This window comes from Pseudomonas sp. NFPP28 (assembly GCF_900115535.1).
Lineage (GTDB): Bacteria > Pseudomonadota > Gammaproteobacteria > Pseudomonadales > Pseudomonadaceae > Aquipseudomonas > Aquipseudomonas extremorientalis.
In genome coordinates, this window is record NZ_FOWT01000001.1 from 218,032 (window position 1) to 233,160 (window position 15,129).

The window sequence follows — 15,129 nt, forward strand, 5'->3', positions numbered from 1 at the left end:
CCGTTTCAAACCTTAACCGTACTGGAGAACGTCATGAGCAAGATCGCAATCATTGGAGCCACCGGCCGTGCCGGTAGCCAACTGCTGGAAGAAGCCCTGCGTCGCGGGCATAGCGTTGTGGCCATTGCACGTAACACCGACACGCTGGCGGCGCGCCCTGGCGTCACCGTCAAGCAGGTTGATGCCCTGGACGCAGAGGCCCTGCAACAGGCCATCAGCGGCAGTGACGTGGTGATCAGCGCCGCGCACTTCGCCACCCTACCGGCCAGCGCCGTGATCGGGCCGGTAAAGAAAGCCGGGGTGAAACGCCTGCTGGTGGTGGGCGGTGCCGGTTCGCTGTTGTTGCCGGGTGGCGGTCGGGTGATCGACAGCGCAGGTTTCCCGGCTGAGTACAAAGCCGAAGCCAGTGCAGGTGCCGCGTTTCTCGACACGCTGCGTCAGGAAAAGGAACTGGACTGGACGTTCCTGTCGCCTTCGGCGGAGTTCGTCGAGACCGAGCGCACCGGTCAATTCCGCGTGGGCCAGGACGATCTGCTGGTGAGCAGTGAAGGTCGCAGCTGGATCAGCTTTGCCGACTACGCCATCGCCTTGATCGACGAAGTCGAAACACCCAAGCACCCGCGCCAGCGTTTCACTGTCGGCTACTAACATGTGGGAGGGGGCTTGCCCCCGATACCGGTCGATCAGTCACACCTGTATTGACTGGCACACTGCAATCGGGGGCAATCCCCCTCCCACATTTGATAGATGAATGTCAGGAGATTTTGGCTTGGGTGACCAACCAATCCATCAACGCTTCAAGCCCCGCCGAAGGCTCGGTGCCCGGTGGATACACCAGGTAATAGCCCATCCCCGTCGGCACCCGCAGCTCAAACGGCGTCGCCAACCGCCCGGCCTTCAAATCGTCGCCAATCAACGCGCGGTCGCCTATCGCCACACCGGAGCCTTGCGACGCCACCGTCATCGCCAAATCCAGCGTCTCAAAATGATGCCCCTGGCTCAGGTTACTCAGTCGCGTCTTCGCCGCTTTCAGCCACAACGCCCAGTCCCGTTCATCCCGCGTGGGGTGCAGCAGCACCTGTTGCTGCAAGTCTGCCGGGCTGTGCAGCACACCGAGCAGCGCGGGCGTGCAGACCGGGGTGAGTTGTTCATCGAACAGATGCCGCGCCTCGGCCGACTGCTCGGCGATGGGCGCATAGATCACCGCCGCATCGAATTGCTCGCGGCGAAAGTCCACGGTGTAGGCCACGGTGGTAGTGAGCGCTACCGGCACATCCGGACGCTCCTTCTGCCACTGCATCAGGCGTGGCAACAACCAGCGCATCACACAGGTGGAGGCCTTGAGTTGCAGGACCTGGCGGCGACTGCCGATCTGCTCCACCGCCTCGCCGATCAGACCGAAGACCTGCTGGGCGCGCAACGACCACTCACGCCCCTCCTCGGTCAGGCTCAAGCCCCGCGCCTGGCGTTGGAACAGCGCGTAGCCCAGGTGGCTTTCCAGCCCGGCAACCTGCCGGCTCACGGCACCCTGGGTGATGTGCAGTTGCTCGGCGGCGCGGGTGAAGTTGCAGCATTGGGCCGTGACCCAGAAGGTGTGCAACGCGGGCAGCGGCGGGAGGCGTTTCATCGGGGCGCAGCCATGACGTGAGGACATGGCTAGTATGACTTTTTATCGATTGTTGCCGCTACCGGCCAGCCGGTCCAATAACGCCTTATCTCAACAACAAGAGCGACGTTTATGGCGACCTGCGGCGAAGTATTGGTCAACCTCCTGGAAGGCTATGGCGTGGACCAGGTGTTTGGCATCCCCGGCGTGCATACCGTGGAGTTGTATCGCGGCCTGGCCCGTTCCAGCATCCGCCACGTCACCCCGCGCCACGAACAGGGCGCCGGCTTCATGGCCGACGGTTATGCGCGCACCAGCGGCAAGCCCGGCGTGTGCTTCATCATCACCGGCCCCGGCATGACCAATATCACCACCGCCATGGGCCAGGCCTACGCTGACTCGATCCCGATGCTGGTGATCTCCAGCGTACAGTCGCGCAGCCAATTGGGCGGCGGGCGCGGCAAGCTGCATGAGCTGCCGAACCAGGGCGCGATGATCGCCGGCGTGGCGGCGTTCTCCCATACGCTGATGTCGGCGGCCGAGTTGCCCGGCGTGTTGGCGCGTGCCTTTGCGTTGTTCCAGGCCGGACGACCACGCCCGGTGCATATCGAAATCCCGTTGGATGTATTGGTAGAAAACGCCGACGCACTGCTGGGCAGTGAACCGGTCAGCGTGGCGCGCGCCGGTGCCGCGCCATCGGCGATCAAGCAGATGAGCCAGTTGCTCGCAGCGGCCAGGCAGCCCTTGATCCTGGCCGGTGGCGGCGCCATCGATGCAGCCGCAGAACTCACGCAACTGGCCGAAGCCCTCGGCGCGCCGGTGGCCCTGACGATCAATGCCAAGGGCATGCTGCCTGCCAACCATCCGCTGTTGATCGGCTCGACCCAGACCCTGGTCGCCACCCGCGCCTTGGTCGCCGAAGCGGACGTGGTGTTGGCCATCGGCACCGAGCTGGCGGAAACCGACTACGACGTCACCTTCGCCGGCGGCTTCGGGATTCCCGGTGCGTTGCTGCGCATCGACATCGACCCGGACCAGACCGTGCGCAACTATCCGCCGCAGGTTGCCTTGGTGGCCGATGCACAAATCGCCGCCGAAGCGCTGCTGGTCGAGTTGAACAGCAAACCCTTGCCGCCCCGCAATCGCGCGTGGGGCGCGGCGCGTGTTGCACGCTTGTGGGCCGAACTGAACCCCGGCTGGGACGCCGCCACCCGCGCACAAACCCGGTTCCTCGACACCGTCCTGGAGGAGTTGCCCAACGCTGTGCTGGTCGGCGACTCGACCCAACCGGTGTACAGCGGCAACCTGACCCTGAACCTCGACCACCCGCGCCGCTGGTTCAACTCGTCCACCGGCTACGGCACCCTGGGCTACGCCCTGCCCGCCGCTATCGGGGCGTGGCTGGGGCGTGGCGACGGGCAACCGGTGGTGTGCCTGATCGGTGACGGCGGCCTGCAATTCAGCCTGCCGGAACTGGCCAGCGCCGTGGAGGCGCGCACGCCGATCATCGTGCTGCTGTGGAATAACCAGGGCTATGAAGAGATCAAGAAATACATGGTCAACCGCGCCATCGAGCCGGTGGGTGTGGACATCTATACGCCGGACTTTATCGGCGTAGCCAAGGCGTTGGGCTGTGCCGCTGAAAGCATCCAGGGCATCGCGCATCTGCGGACGGCACTGCGCAGCGCCGCTGATCGCCAAGGGCCGACGCTGATCGAAATCGACCAAGGCCTGTGGATGAAGGAGGTGGCGGTATGAGCGCGGTGTCGAACGGGATCTACATCGACGGCGCGTGGCAAGCCGGCCAAGCCGTACTCGAGGTGATCAACCCGGCCACCGAGGCGGTATTGGCCCGGGTCAGCGTCGGCGATGCGACGGCGGTGACCCAGGCGGTCGACGCCGCCAGCGCGGCCTTCAGCGAATGGTCGAACAGCACCGGCCGTGATCGCGCCGCCCTGCTGCGCAAGATCGCCCAGGGCGTGAGCGAGCAGCGCGAACAGTTGATGCACCTGCAATCGAGCAACAACGGCAAGCCACTGTTTGAAGCCGCAATTGATGTGGACGATGTGATCGCCACGTTCGAGTACTACGCCAGCGTTGCCGAAGAAATGGACGCCGCTCAGGACCAGCCGGTGGCGTTGCCCGGCGATGACTTCAGCGCACGTATGCGCCGCGAGCCCTGCGGCGTGGTGGGGCTGATCGTGCCGTGGAATTTCCCGATGGTGACCACCGCCTGGAAACTCGCCCCGGCCCTGGCCGCCGGTTGCTGCGTGGTGCTCAAGCCCTCGGAAGTCACGCCGTTGGCCGAGTTGCAGTTGGCGCGGATCATCGCCGAGGCAGGCTTGCCCGCTGGCGTGTTCAACCTGGTGTGCGGCACAGGCCTGGATGTCGGCGCGCCGTTGGCGGCGGACCGTCGAGTAGCGAAGATTTCCTTTACCGGCAGTAACGCCGTTGGCGTGCAGGTGATGCAGCGCGCGGCCGAAACCATCAAGGGCGTGAGCCTGGAACTGGGCGGCAAGTCTTCGCTGCTGGTAATGGCGGATGCCGACCTGGACCTGGCGGTGGAACTGGCCTGTGGTGGCGGTTTTTTCAACGCCGGGCAGATGTGTTCAGCCACCAGTCGCGTGTTGGTGGCTGACACGCTCGCCGATGAATTCCTGGTGCGTGTGCAGGCGCGGGCCGAAGCGATTCGCGTGGCGGACCCGTTTGCCGATGACGTGGAAATGGGTGCGCTGATCAACCGTACCCAGTATCAGCGGGTGCTGGGACATATCCAGCGCGCAATCGCGGACGGCGCCCGCTTGCTGTGCGGCGGTGAACGCCCGGCGGACTTGCCCAAGGGCTTTTTCATTCGCCCCACAGTGTTCACCGACGTGCCGCTGGACAGTGCGTTGTGGAACGCAGAGATCTTTGGTCCGGTGCTCTGTGTCCGGCGTTTTACCTGCGAGGCAGAAGCGATCGCCCTGGCCAACGACAGCGACTTCGGCCTGGTGGCGAGTGTGGTCAGCGGCCATGCCGAAACCGCCGAGCGTGTGGCGAATGCCTTGCAGGCCGGGCTGGTATGGATCAACGCGCCGCAAGTGATCTTCCCGCAGACCGCGTGGGGTGGTTACAAGCAGAGCAGCATCGGCCGCGAGCTGGGACCGTGGGGGCTGGCGGCTTTCCAGGAGATCAAGCATGTGATCCGGTCTATCTAATGTGGGAGGGGCCTGACCCCTCTCACATTTTGACCAGCGCAATTTTTAGATAGACCTAGCGACTTTCTCATTTGCCCCCTGCTCCCACCCGTGGCCTGATTCGCCCTTGATCACTCAAGGGCCTCCCATGGAAACCGTTCACGCAAAACCCACCACCGCCCTCTGGCTGATGACCAGCGTCGTGCTGGTCGCCCTCAACCTGCGTCCGTCGATGGCGGCGGTCGGCCCGTTGTTGTCATCGATTCGCGGTGATGTGTCGCTGAGTTTCAGCAGCGCCGCGTTGCTGACCATGTTGCCGGTGATGGCCATGGGCTTGGCGATGTTCTTCGGCATGGGCCTGGCCAAACGCTTTGGCGAGCACCGCAGCATCGTGGTGTCCCTGCTGGTGATCGGCGTGGCCACGCTGTCGCGGTTGTTCCTCGATTCGGCGCTGGAGTTGATCGTCAGCGCCATCGCGGCCGGCGTGGGGATCGCGATGATCCAGGCGTTGATGCCGGCGCTGATCAAGTCGCGGTTCAGTGACAATGTTTCGCTGTTCATGGGTGTGTACGTCACCGCGATCATGGGCGGCGCAGCACTGGCGGCGTCGTTCTCGCCGTTCGTGCAAGTGCAGACCGGCAGTTGGCGCATCGGCCTGGCGATCTGGGCGGTGTTGGCAGTGCTGGCGCTGGTGTTCTGGTACGCGCAACGCTCGGTACTGCCACCGTTGCCGCAAGCCGGCACAGCTCAACAGGCGTCGTTTTTCGGCAATGGCCGGGCCTGGTTGCTGGCGGTGTTTTTCGGCCTGGGTACCGCGTCCTACACCTGCGTACTGGCGTGGCTCGCGCCGTACTACGTGGAGCAAGGCTGGAGCGAGCAGAATGCCGGCCTGCTGCTGGGCTTCTTGACGGCCATGGAAGTGGTGTCCGGCCTGGTCACTCCCGCCATCGCCAACCGTCGCCAGGATAAACGCGGTGTGGTGGCGGTGCTGCTGGTGCTGATCATCCTCGGTTTCTGCGGCCTGATTCTCAGCCCGCACCACCTGAGCCTGTTGTGGCCGTGCCTGCTGGGCCTGGGCATTGGCGGTCTGTTCCCGATGAGCCTGATCCTGTCCCTCGACCATTTGGACAACCCGCGCCGCGCCGGTGGTCTCACCGCCTTTGTGCAGGGTATCGGCTACCTGATCGCCGGGCTGTCGCCGCTGATCGCCGGGATGATCCGCGATCAACTGGGCAGCTTCGAATGGGCCTGGTGGTCGCTGACAGCGGTGATCGGGGTAATGCTGCTGATCGTCACGCGCTTCAACCCCAGGCATTACGCACGACATATCCGCTGACGTCGTATTGCAAACAGTATTTGTCTCAAGCCAAACATAGAAACGCCCTACAGAGCTTTCTAATGGCACGTTCGTTCCGTTAAGCTTTTGTGCTGTCTTGTACTGAGTTCGGTACAAAGGGTTTACGGACGAAACCGATGCTAAACAGTAACTTGCTCAGAAAGCTCGATATGCAGGACTTGATGGTGTTTATCGCCGTCTACGACCAGAGCAGTGTTACCGAGGTGTCCGAAACGCTGTTTGTCAGCCAGTCCACTGTGAGCTACAGCCTGAAGAAGCTGCGCACCAGCTTTGAAGACGAGTTGTTCATCAACACCCGGGCGGGCATGCGCCCAACGTACAAGGCCACCACCATGTACGGGCATGTGCAGAAGATCCTCGAATGCATCAACCTGTGCCACGCCGGTGGCCAGGCCTTCGACCCGACCCAGAAGGCCGTGACCTTCAACGTGTGCGCGCCGGAATACTTCGAACAGTTGATCCTGCCGCGCCTGTTGAAGCACTTCGACCGTGCCGACCTGCCGGTGATCGTCAACGTGCAAAAGCTGGAAACCGACATCCCCGCGGACGACCTGCGCGAAGGCCGCCTCGACCTGGTGATCTGTTTCGGCCCCAACTTCCACCGCGCCCACAAGGACTTGCGTACCCAGATGCTGCTCGAAGACGACCTGGTGTGCGTGTTCGATAAACGCTCGGCGCCACGGGAACCGGCGTTCAGCCTGCAGTCCTTCGTCGAACGGCGCCACGTGTTCCCCACGCCGTGGACCTCCGACACCAACATGATCGACGGCTGGCTGGCGCGCCAGGCCCACAAGCGCCAGGTGATCGCCCGCGCCAACAGCTACAGCGCAGCGTTGAAGATGATCACCGGCACCGACTTCATCGTCACCCTGCCGCGTCGCGTACAAAAGTTGCTGGCGCCCGCCACGACGTTCGGCCACTGCGAAGTGCCCAACGGGTTGCCGGGATTCACCCTGGAGATGCAGTGGAACGAAACCAGCGAACAGGACAGTGCCAATACCTGGTTTCGTGAGCAGGTGGTGAAGGTGTGCGCGGATCAGGGTTTGTTGTAAACCTCAGCCGATGGCGACTTTGCTGTAGCAGTCGCGATCCATGTCGACCAGTTGGACGCTGAGTTGAACCTGGATACCCTCCGGCCAATCGCCCATGTCCTGCAGGGCTGCCAGCAGGCTGTCCGACAGCTGTTTCTTGACCTGGGGTGGGCGCCCGCTGAGCAGCGACAGCTTCACCGCGATAAACCCGCGTGCTTCGAGGGAGGTGCCCACCTGGAACGTCTCGACCTTGACCACACGACTTTTGATGTCCAACTCGGAACTGAACTGCCCGGACGCCATCAGCACGTTGTTGAGCCGCAACAGGGTCTTCTCGACAGCAAGGCCCGTCAGGTTGGCGGTGTATTCCAGGTGCAGGTGCGGCATGGATGGCTCCGAGTCTTTGGTAGGAAGATTTCTAGATATACCACGGATAAAAGCATCAGGCTTTGCTGGCCAGCCCTCTGTCGCTCATAAACGCTTCGAGCCGCGAACGTACCCAGCGCTCAGCCGGGTCGGTGTCCACGTGGCTGAGCCAGACCATCGACAAATCCAGGGTTGGCGTTTCGAACGGGAACGGCTCACAGAACAGGTGGCCCGACACTGCCATGGCCTCGGCGGTGTAGTCCGGCAGGCTGGCGATCAGGTCAGTGCCGGCGAGCAAGGCCGGCAGCGCGCTGTATTGCGGCACCGACAGCACCACATGGCGTTTGCGGCCAATCTCCGCCAGCCACTCATCGGCAAACCCCGACACGTTGGCGGTGTGGGACACCAGCACGTGGGGCCGTGAGCAATATTCATCGAGGGTCAGCGGCGTTTCAGACGCATCGGCGCGCAGGATACGCGGACGGATATGGCGCAGCAGCTTGCGCTTGGCATTCGCCGGCAGGCCACGGGTCTGGGTGATGCCGACGGTGATATCGCCGGAGGCCAGCAGGTCGGGAATGCGCCAGTAGTCCACATGCTGCACCACGAATACCACTTGCGGCGCTTCCTGGCGCAAGGCGCGCAGCAAGGGCGGCAACAGGCCGAACTCCACGTCATCGGAGAGGCCGATGCGAAAGGTCATGGTGCTGATCGAGGGGTCGAAATCGTGGGTCAGGCTCAAGGCCGATGACAACGAATCCAGGGCCGGCGACAGGTGCTGAATGATCTCCTCGGCCCGCGCGGTGGGCTCCATGCGGTGGCCGACGCGAATGAACAGCGGGTCGTTGAACAAGGTACGCAAGCGGTTGAGGGCCGAGCTGATGGTCGGCTGGCCGAGAAACAGCTTCTCCGCCACCCGCGTCACGTTGCGCTCCAGCATCAACGCTTCGAACACCACCATCAGGTTGATGTCGGCTTTGCGTAGTTCATTGCGATTCATCGGCGCCTGCCCTTTTCCCAAGACAAGCCGCAGTTTAGAAAGCCCCGTAGCCGGCGTCTACGTGTAGGACGCTTCGCTGGCCTGCGCACCACGCTCAGGTTCGTGCCCCATGCGCAAGCGCAGGGCCGCCACGGCCGCCACCACCAGCACCAGCGCAATGACTTTCAAGCCGTTCATTGCATTGCCGGTGCTCATCTCGATCGCGCCCATCACCGACGGCCCGACAAAGCCGCCCAACAGCCCGCAGGCGTTGACAAATCCCAGCCCGCCGGCCAGCGCAACGCCCTTGAGGCGCGAAGCCGGGTACAGGAAGATGATCGACTGCACCACAAAGAACATCACCGCCGACAGGCAAAAACCCAGCAGGCTGAACACCGGCCCCGACACCGAGGCAATGCCCAGGCCCAACGCCATGGTCAGCAGGCCGGTGACCAGCAAGCGACGGCAGCGCCCGGGTGTGGTGGCAAAACGCGGAATAAACAATGCCCCGAGTGCCGCCGCGATCCACGGTAATGAAGTCAGCAGGCCGACGTTCATGGTGCTCAGTTCGCCATACTTGCTGATGATGCTCGGCAGGAAAAAGATCACGGTGTAGAGGGTGATCTGGTGACAGAAGTACACGAAAATCGCCAGCAGGATCTGCGGGGTCAGCCAGTTTTTCAACGAGTGACCGTCCTCGCCCGCGCCCTCCTCGACTTCCCGGGCAATGCGCTGCTCGATACCGCGCGCTTCCTCGGCCGACAGCCACGGCGCCTTGCTCGGACGATCCGGCAGTTTGCGCCAGACCACCCAGGCAAACGCCACGGCTGGCAAGCCTTCGAGCAGGAACATCCACTGCCAGCCGTGCCAGCCGAGCAGGCCGTCCATGCGCATCAGGGCCGCACCCACCGGGCCACCGATGATGTTGGCAAAGCACACGCCGAGCAGGAAATACCCGGTGGCCCGCGCCCGTTGCTCACGGTTGAACCAGTAGGTCAGGTACAGCATGACCCCAGGAAACAGCCCCGCTTCGGCGATGCCCAGCAACAGGCGCAACACGTAGAACGAGGTTTCGCCCTGCACAAAGGCCATGGCCGCCGAGATCAGGCCCCAGGTCACCATGATCCGCGCGATCCAGAATCGCGCGCCGACCTTGTGCATTATCAGGTTGCTGGGGATTTCCGACAGCGCATACGTCAGGAAAAACAACCCCGCGCCCAAGCCATAGGCGGCGGCTGAAATGCCCAGGTCGACGTCCAGGTGATGCTTGGCCAGGGCGATGTTGGTGCGGTCCAGGAAGCTCAGGATGTAGGCGATGATCAGCAAGGGCATCAGCTTGACGAACATCAGTTTGTTCAACGCCTGCGGTGTGCGGGCGGCGGTGGCGGTAGTCATCGGCAGTTCCTCTTGGCGCCCCGCCAGGCGGGCTGGGGGGCGCATCGGTGTTGTTCTAGGAGTCGAGTTGCAGCGCCAACGCCTGGGGGCGATGGGAAAACAGTTGCAGCAGCGCGCCGCCGAGGGCACAGCCGGCCATCACGAAGAAACACACGGTGTAGCCGTGCAGCGTGGTCCAGCCGCCGCCCATGGCGATCAGGCTGCCCATCAGCACCGGCGCCAGGCCGCCGCCGATAAACATCGCGGTGGTGATGATGCCGTTGGCGGTGGACGTCGCCGACGGCTCGGCCGAGTCGCAGGCCACCGCGTAGTAGATCGGCCACACCGCGTTGGCCACCAGGCCGAACAGCAGTTGCACGACGATGATCAGGGTCAGGGTGTTGGCGAAGTAGAACGCGCCGACACTCGCCGCCATCCACACCCCGCAGATGATCAGGGTGGTGCGTCGGCCGATGATGTCCGACAGCGACGGCCACACCAGTTGCCCGAGGATGCCGGTGAGGGTGAACACCACGCTCATCCCCGCCGACTCGGCCAGTGACAGTCCGGCGATGTTGTAGAGGTAGGCCGGCAACACGATGTTGACGCCCATGTACACCACCTGGGTGAGCATCGTATTGCCCGCCGTGAGGGCGATATTGCGGTTGCGCAAGGTGGCGACGAAAGTGCGCCAGGCCTCGCCCTTCACCGAACTGGCCGGCGCGTTGTCCGGTGGCGTCATGCCCTTGGCGGCGATGTCGACGTACAACGCGGTGATGCGTTCGGCGGTGGAATAACGCGCCCAGAAAATCATCAGCGGCAACGCCACCACGAAGGCGAAGAAGAACACGTAGCGCCAGTTGTCCTCGCCAAACACGGTGATGACGAAACTGGCGACGATACCGCTGAGCATCGCACCAATCGGATAGCCCGTATGGTGCGCACCCAGGGCGAAGCCGCGCCGCTCCACCGGCCACCATTCGGCGGTGTTGCTCACCCCCACCGGCTCACCCCAGCCGGCGCCGAGGTTGACCCCGACGCGCAGGGCAATGAAAGTGGCGAGGTTGCCGCTCAGGGCCTTGAAGCCGGACAGAAACGAGATCGCTGTGTAGCCCAGCACCAGCGGCACCTGGAAACGTGCACGTTTCCAGCCGCCGCCGTAGCGGTCGCTCCACATGGAGCCGGGTATATCCAGCAACGCCAGGGCCAGCATGACCACCTTGGCCACGGTGCCCCATTGGTCGGCGGATAAATCGAAGTGCTTGGAGATGGTCGGCCCCAGGCGCAACACGATCTCACGGTCGTAGGCGTTGAGAATCCAGATCATCCAACAGACCAGCAGCGACACCCAGGAATGCCGGTGAATGCTGCGCAGCGACGCTTTTTTGATAGTTGCCATGGGCCTCTCCAGGCGCGCGAGGGCGCGCACTGACACAAGGTTGCGAAGGAATATGCCTTGTCACACACACGCGCTAGCTGGCGAACCGTCGCTCGGCTATTCCTTGCACGCCCAACCCGGTAATGGCGAACAGCGCTCCGCGCTGCTGGCCGTCCGCCGGAAAACGCGGCAGCGGCGGCTTGGCCATGGAAGTCACAAACAGGGTGTCCAGGTTCGGCCCGCCAAAGGTCAGGCTGGTGACCTTTTTCACCGGCATCTGGATGATGCGGTCGACGTGACCGTCGGGGGTGTAGCGCACCAGTTTCCCGGCGTAGACCAAGGCTTGCCACAGGCAGCCCTCGGCATCCACCGTGCAGCCGTCGGCAGCGCCGCCGCCCGAGGTGTCGACCCTGGCGAAGGTGCGGCGGTTGCTCACATTGCCGGTGGCCAGGTCATAGTCGTAGGCCCAGATCTCGCCGGACCAGGTGTCGCAGAAATAGAAGGTGTCACCGGACGCGCTCCAGCACGGGCCGTTGGACACGATGATGCCTTCGTCCAGGGTGTGCAGACTCAGGTCGGCGTCCAGGCGGTAAAGCCTGGCGCTGGCGTTGTCCTCCAAGGTGTCCATGGAGCCGAAGATGAAGCGGCCCTGGCGGTCGACCTTGCCGTCGTTGAGGCGGTTATCCGGCAGGTGCGGTTCCGGGTCGATGACCAGGTTGAGCTCACCGCTGTTGAGGTCGAGGGTGTGTACGCCGTTTTGCAGGGCGACAATCGCCGACTCACCGCTATGGCGCAGGGCCATGGAGCCGATTTTCTGGCCGACCTCCCAGGCACGCAGTTCGCGGCCGTCGTCGGTGCAGCGCAGGATGCGGCCGTCGGCGCTGTCGATCCAATACAGGCGTTGTTGTTCGACGTCCCACACCGGGCCTTCGCCCAGGGTGGTCTTGACGTCGACGAGCACTTCGATACGCATGGTGTGATCCCCTTATTGTTGTTGTGCGGGATGCAGGCCGCGCCGTGACGCGGCAGTTGGTCGGGTTAGAAATTGACCTGATCGCGCCCCTTGAGCCCGAGGATTTCCCGCGCTTCATCCGGCGTGGCGACGCGATGGCCGAGCGCCTCGATCACCGTGCGGATACGTCGCACCTGGTCGGCGTTGGACGCGGCCAATTTGCCCGGGCCGTCCCACAGCGAATCCTCCAGACCGACACGCGCATTGCTGCCCATGGACAGGCCCATGGTCGCCAGCGGAATCTGCCCACGCCCGGCGCCGAGGATCGACCACACATAGTCGTCGCCAAACAGGCGGTCGGCAGTACGCCGCATGTGCGCCAGGTCTTCGGGGTGCCCGCCGATGCCACCACGCAAGCCGAACACTGACTGGATAAACAACGGCGGCTTGAGCAGGCCGCGTTCCAGGAAATGCGCGGCGGTGTACAGGTGGCCGATGTCGTAGCACTCGATCTCGAACCGCGTGCGGTTCTCGGCACAGGAATTGAGGATATGGGTGATGTCACGGAAGGTGTTGCGGAAGATCCGGTCGTCACTTTCTTCCAGGTACGGCCGCTCCCAGTCGTGCTTGAAGTCGGTGAAGCGGTTGAGCATTTCGTACAGGCCGAAGTTCATCGAGCCCATGTTCAGCGAGGCCAGTTCCGGCTTGAACTGCATCACCGGTTGCAGGCGCTCTTCCACGCCCATGGTCGGCGCGCCGCCGGTGGTGATGTTGATTACCACGTCGCTGGCGGCCTTGATCTGCGGCAGGAATTCGGCGAACAGCGCCGGGTCCTGGCTTGGGCGACCATCGTTGGGATCGCGGGCATGCAGGTGGACAATCGCGGCGCCGGCTTCGGCGGCACCGATGGCGGCATCGGCGATTTCCTGCGCAGTGATCGGCAAATGCGGCGACATCGACGGCGTATGAATCGCACCGGTAACGGCGCAGGTGATGATGACAGGACGATTTTTGGGCATGACGACTCTCCGACTTTTATTCTTATGAAAAAAATCCTGGGTGCAGCGCGCTGTGTTCTTGCGTGGCTTACAGGTACTCGACGTTACCGTCGACGCTGATCGCCTGGCCGGTCACGTTGCGTGCGGCGGGCGAACAGAGGAACAACGCCATGGCAGCCACGTCTTCGGCGGTGACCATGCGTTTGAGGGAAATTTTGTTGAGGTATTCCTGGCGCATCTCGGCTTCGGGCACGCCGACCTGCTCGGCACGGGCACGAATCACGCCGTCCATGCGTGGGCCTTCGACAATGCCGGGCAGCAAGGCGTTGACGCGGATATCGCTCTCGCCCAGCTCCGAGGCCAGGGATTTCATCAGGCCGACAATCGCCCATTTGGTCGCCGCGTACGGCGTGCGCCACGCGTAGCCCAGGCGCCCCGCCACCGAGGCGATATGCAGCAGGTGGCCGTGGGACGACGCCTTGAGCATCGGCACCGCATGGTGGGCAAAGCGGTATTGCGCGGTGAGATTGATGTTGATGGTGGCCTGCCACTCGGCGTCGCTGATCGCATCGATGCCGCCGGTAGGCCCGGCGATCCCGGCGTTGTTGACCAGCACATCGAGACCGCCGAAGTGCTCGCGCTGCACCTTGAATACCGCCTCGATCTGCACGGCATCGCTGACGTCGGCGCGGGTGGCGACGGTGCCCGGGTACTTGTCGCGAAACGCGGCCAGGGCCGGCTCGCTGACGTCACACACATGCACCTGGGCACCGGCTTCCAGATACGCCGCCGCCAGCACTTCACCAATGCCGGCAGCCCCGCCGGAAATCAACACACGTAACCCAGGATAGGGCTGCAGCCGCTGTAAGACACTCATGCACGTTTACCTCCTGAAGCAGACGGCCGCGAACGGTCGTTCTTGACGAGCAGGCGCGCCAGGGAATCGGCGGCCTGCATGATGTCATCGGTCACCGCTGCGCGTGCACCGGCGCCATCGCGGGCCGCCAGGGCTTCGACGATGCGCGTGTGCGCCTCCATCGAGCGTTGCAGGTGAGCTTTATCCGGGGCGACCAGCGCAAAGCACGGGCCCATGTGCAGCCAGAAGTTTTCCACGGCGGCCATGGTCAACTCGGCCTGGGCCACGGCGTAGATCCGCCGGTGAAACGCAAAGTTGGTCCACAGGTAGCGCGACACGTCGACTTCGTCGGCGGCGTGCTGCATTTGCTGGCAGAGGTCGGTGATTTCGTCGAGGTCGGCCTTTTGCAGGCGCAGCACGGCTTTTTCCGCCAGCAGCCCTTCGAGGGCGACCCGTGCATCACGAATTTCACGCAGGCGTTCGACCGTCATCAAGCGCACGCGCAGACGAGAGGTTTCGGTGACTTCAAAGGCGTTTTCGGCGCTGAGGCGTTGCAGGGCTTCGCGCACCGGCATCGGGCTGGAACCGAGGGCTTCGGCAAGGCCGCGGATGGTGAGTTTCTGGCCAGGCTGGAAACGGCCACTCATCAGCGCTTCGCGGATCTGGCGGTAGACCTGGTCTTGCAAGGTATCGCGGGACACCTGGCGCAGGGTGGGCAGGAGGAGCGGACCATCTGTCATGAGGCAAAACCTGTGTTGTCGTTCTTATGGCCTCAATATGTGATCACAAATCAAATATGTCAAATAGTTTCCTGATTTTGGGAGTTGCACATACAACTGTGGGAGTGGGCTTGCCCACTCCCACAGTTGCAGCGCATTTAACCTGATATCAGGGTTTTAGCGGACGCTCCTGATCCCGCTCTGAAAGCTCGGTGCCATCATCGGGATGTTTCCAGGTCTGCGGTTTTTCTTCCTCCCGCCGCTGGGGCTGCTCACGTTCCGGCTCGTCGCGCCGTTTCTGTTGATCCGTCATTGCCACCTCCCATCCGTAAGAATT

The 15,129-nt window shown here is 63.3% G+C and carries 15 protein-coding genes; 5 read left to right on the plus strand and 10 right to left on the minus strand.

The annotated features are described in order from the left end of the window. Positions 1–33 precede the first annotated feature (33 nt). Entirely contained in the window at positions 34–648 is a 615-nt protein-coding gene (locus BM110_RS01105; protein ID WP_093512057.1) for an NAD(P)-dependent oxidoreductase, read from the plus strand. 106 nt (positions 649–754) lie between these two features. On the opposite strand, the gene BM110_RS01110 is transcribed toward BM110_RS01105, so the two are convergent. Then, a complete protein-coding gene (locus BM110_RS01110) occupies positions 755–1,627 on the minus strand; it encodes a LysR substrate-binding domain-containing protein (protein ID WP_093512059.1) in 873 nt (290 codons plus the stop codon). Positions 1,628–1,738: 111 nt separating this feature from the next. Here BM110_RS01110 and BM110_RS01115 point away from each other — a divergent pair, with 111 nt between their 5' ends. The 4 genes from BM110_RS01115 (at position 1,739) to BM110_RS01130 (ending at position 7,191) form a co-directional block, all read left to right on the plus strand. Continuing rightward, the gene (locus BM110_RS01115; RefSeq protein WP_093126091.1) at positions 1,739–3,364 is read left to right on the plus strand and encodes a 5-guanidino-2-oxopentanoate decarboxylase; all 1,626 of its coding nucleotides are present in this window, start codon (positions 1,739–1,741) and stop codon (positions 3,362–3,364) included. Next, positions 3,361–4,803 carry an aldehyde dehydrogenase family protein gene (locus BM110_RS01120; protein ID WP_093512061.1) on the plus strand — a complete coding sequence of 481 codons (1,443 nt, stop codon included), beginning with the start codon at positions 3,361–3,363 and terminating at the stop codon, positions 4,801–4,803. The genes BM110_RS01115 and BM110_RS01120 overlap by 4 nt, the downstream gene beginning before the upstream one ends. A 127-nt stretch (positions 4,804–4,930) precedes the next feature. Further along, on the plus strand, positions 4,931–6,118 hold the full coding sequence (locus BM110_RS01125; RefSeq protein WP_093512062.1) for a cyanate transporter: 1,188 nt from the start codon (positions 4,931–4,933) through the stop codon (positions 6,116–6,118). 137 nt (positions 6,119–6,255) lie between these two features. After that, positions 6,256–7,191 (plus strand): LysR family transcriptional regulator, encoded by a 936-nt coding sequence (locus tag BM110_RS01130; RefSeq protein WP_093512064.1) that lies wholly within the window; start codon positions 6,256–6,258, stop codon positions 7,189–7,191. A 3-nt stretch (positions 7,192–7,194) separates the two neighbouring features. Here the strand turns inward: BM110_RS01130 and BM110_RS01135 are convergent, their stop codons facing one another. The 9 genes from BM110_RS01135 to BM110_RS29525 form a co-directional block, all read right to left on the minus strand. After that, positions 7,195–7,557, minus strand: coding sequence for a 5-carboxymethyl-2-hydroxymuconate Delta-isomerase (locus BM110_RS01135; protein WP_092247261.1), 363 nt, complete (start codon positions 7,555–7,557; stop codon positions 7,195–7,197). 55 nt (positions 7,558–7,612) lie between these two features. Further along, the gene (locus BM110_RS01140; RefSeq protein WP_071488956.1) at positions 7,613–8,536 is read right to left on the minus strand and encodes a LysR substrate-binding domain-containing protein; all 924 of its coding nucleotides are present in this window, start codon (positions 8,534–8,536) and stop codon (positions 7,613–7,615) included. Between the two features lie 57 nt (positions 8,537–8,593). Further along, positions 8,594–9,910, minus strand: a complete 1,317-nt coding sequence (locus BM110_RS01145) for an MFS transporter (protein WP_092247639.1) — start codon at positions 9,908–9,910, stop codon at positions 8,594–8,596. Positions 9,911–9,965: 55 nt separating this feature from the next. Beyond that, the gene (locus BM110_RS01150) at positions 9,966–11,288 is read right to left on the minus strand and encodes an MFS transporter (RefSeq protein WP_093512066.1); all 1,323 of its coding nucleotides are present in this window, start codon (positions 11,286–11,288) and stop codon (positions 9,966–9,968) included. 73 nt (positions 11,289–11,361) lie between these two features. Then, a complete protein-coding gene (locus tag BM110_RS01155) occupies positions 11,362–12,240 on the minus strand; it encodes an SMP-30/gluconolactonase/LRE family protein (protein ID WP_093512068.1) in 879 nt (292 codons plus the stop codon). Between the two features lie 65 nt (positions 12,241–12,305). After that, complete coding sequence (locus tag BM110_RS01160; RefSeq protein ID WP_071488953.1) at positions 12,306–13,238, minus strand: 3,5-dioxohexanoate:acetyl-CoA acetone transferase; 933 nt, start codon at positions 13,236–13,238, stop codon at positions 12,306–12,308. A gap of 67 nt (positions 13,239–13,305) precedes the next feature. Further along, positions 13,306–14,094 (minus strand): SDR family oxidoreductase, encoded by a 789-nt coding sequence (locus BM110_RS01165; RefSeq protein ID WP_071488952.1) that lies wholly within the window; start codon positions 14,092–14,094, stop codon positions 13,306–13,308. Continuing rightward, a complete protein-coding gene (locus BM110_RS01170; protein WP_092247252.1) occupies positions 14,091–14,813 on the minus strand; it encodes a GntR family transcriptional regulator in 723 nt (240 codons plus the stop codon). The genes BM110_RS01165 and BM110_RS01170 overlap by 4 nt, the downstream gene beginning before the upstream one ends. Before the next feature lie 148 nt (positions 14,814–14,961). Continuing rightward, positions 14,962–15,105 (minus strand): hypothetical protein, encoded by a 144-nt coding sequence (locus BM110_RS29525; RefSeq protein WP_165447906.1) that lies wholly within the window; start codon positions 15,103–15,105, stop codon positions 14,962–14,964. Between the last annotated feature and the right edge of the window lie 24 nt (positions 15,106–15,129).

What these genes read in the sequence shown, in the direction of transcription:
- BM110_RS01105 (WP_093512057.1), top strand. Translation starts at nt 34, where the DNA reads ATGAGCAAGATCGCAATCATTGGAGCCACCGGCCGTGCCGGTAGCCAA.
- BM110_RS01110 (WP_093512059.1), bottom strand. Translation starts at nt 1,627, where the DNA reads ATGAAACGCCTCCCGCCGCTGCCCGCGTTGCACACCTTCTGGGTCACG.
- BM110_RS01115 (WP_093126091.1), top strand. Translation starts at nt 1,739, where the DNA reads ATGGCGACCTGCGGCGAAGTATTGGTCAACCTCCTGGAAGGCTATGGC.
- BM110_RS01120 (WP_093512061.1), top strand. Translation starts at nt 3,361, where the DNA reads ATGAGCGCGGTGTCGAACGGGATCTACATCGACGGCGCGTGGCAAGCC.
- BM110_RS01125 (WP_093512062.1), top strand. Translation starts at nt 4,931, where the DNA reads ATGGAAACCGTTCACGCAAAACCCACCACCGCCCTCTGGCTGATGACC.
- BM110_RS01130 (WP_093512064.1), top strand. Translation starts at nt 6,256, where the DNA reads ATGCTAAACAGTAACTTGCTCAGAAAGCTCGATATGCAGGACTTGATG.
- BM110_RS01135 (WP_092247261.1), bottom strand. Translation starts at nt 7,557, where the DNA reads ATGCCGCACCTGCACCTGGAATACACCGCCAACCTGACGGGCCTTGCT.
- BM110_RS01140 (WP_071488956.1), bottom strand. Translation starts at nt 8,536, where the DNA reads ATGAATCGCAATGAACTACGCAAAGCCGACATCAACCTGATGGTGGTG.
- BM110_RS01145 (WP_092247639.1), bottom strand. Translation starts at nt 9,910, where the DNA reads ATGACTACCGCCACCGCCGCCCGCACACCGCAGGCGTTGAACAAACTG.
- BM110_RS01150 (WP_093512066.1), bottom strand. Translation starts at nt 11,288, where the DNA reads ATGGCAACTATCAAAAAAGCGTCGCTGCGCAGCATTCACCGGCATTCC.
- BM110_RS01155 (WP_093512068.1), bottom strand. Translation starts at nt 12,240, where the DNA reads ATGCGTATCGAAGTGCTCGTCGACGTCAAGACCACCCTGGGCGAAGGC.
- BM110_RS01160 (WP_071488953.1), bottom strand. Translation starts at nt 13,238, where the DNA reads ATGCCCAAAAATCGTCCTGTCATCATCACCTGCGCCGTTACCGGTGCG.
- BM110_RS01165 (WP_071488952.1), bottom strand. Translation starts at nt 14,094, where the DNA reads ATGAGTGTCTTACAGCGGCTGCAGCCCTATCCTGGGTTACGTGTGTTG.
- BM110_RS01170 (WP_092247252.1), bottom strand. Translation starts at nt 14,813, where the DNA reads ATGACAGATGGTCCGCTCCTCCTGCCCACCCTGCGCCAGGTGTCCCGC.
- BM110_RS29525 (WP_165447906.1), bottom strand. Translation starts at nt 15,105, where the DNA reads ATGACGGATCAACAGAAACGGCGCGACGAGCCGGAACGTGAGCAGCCC.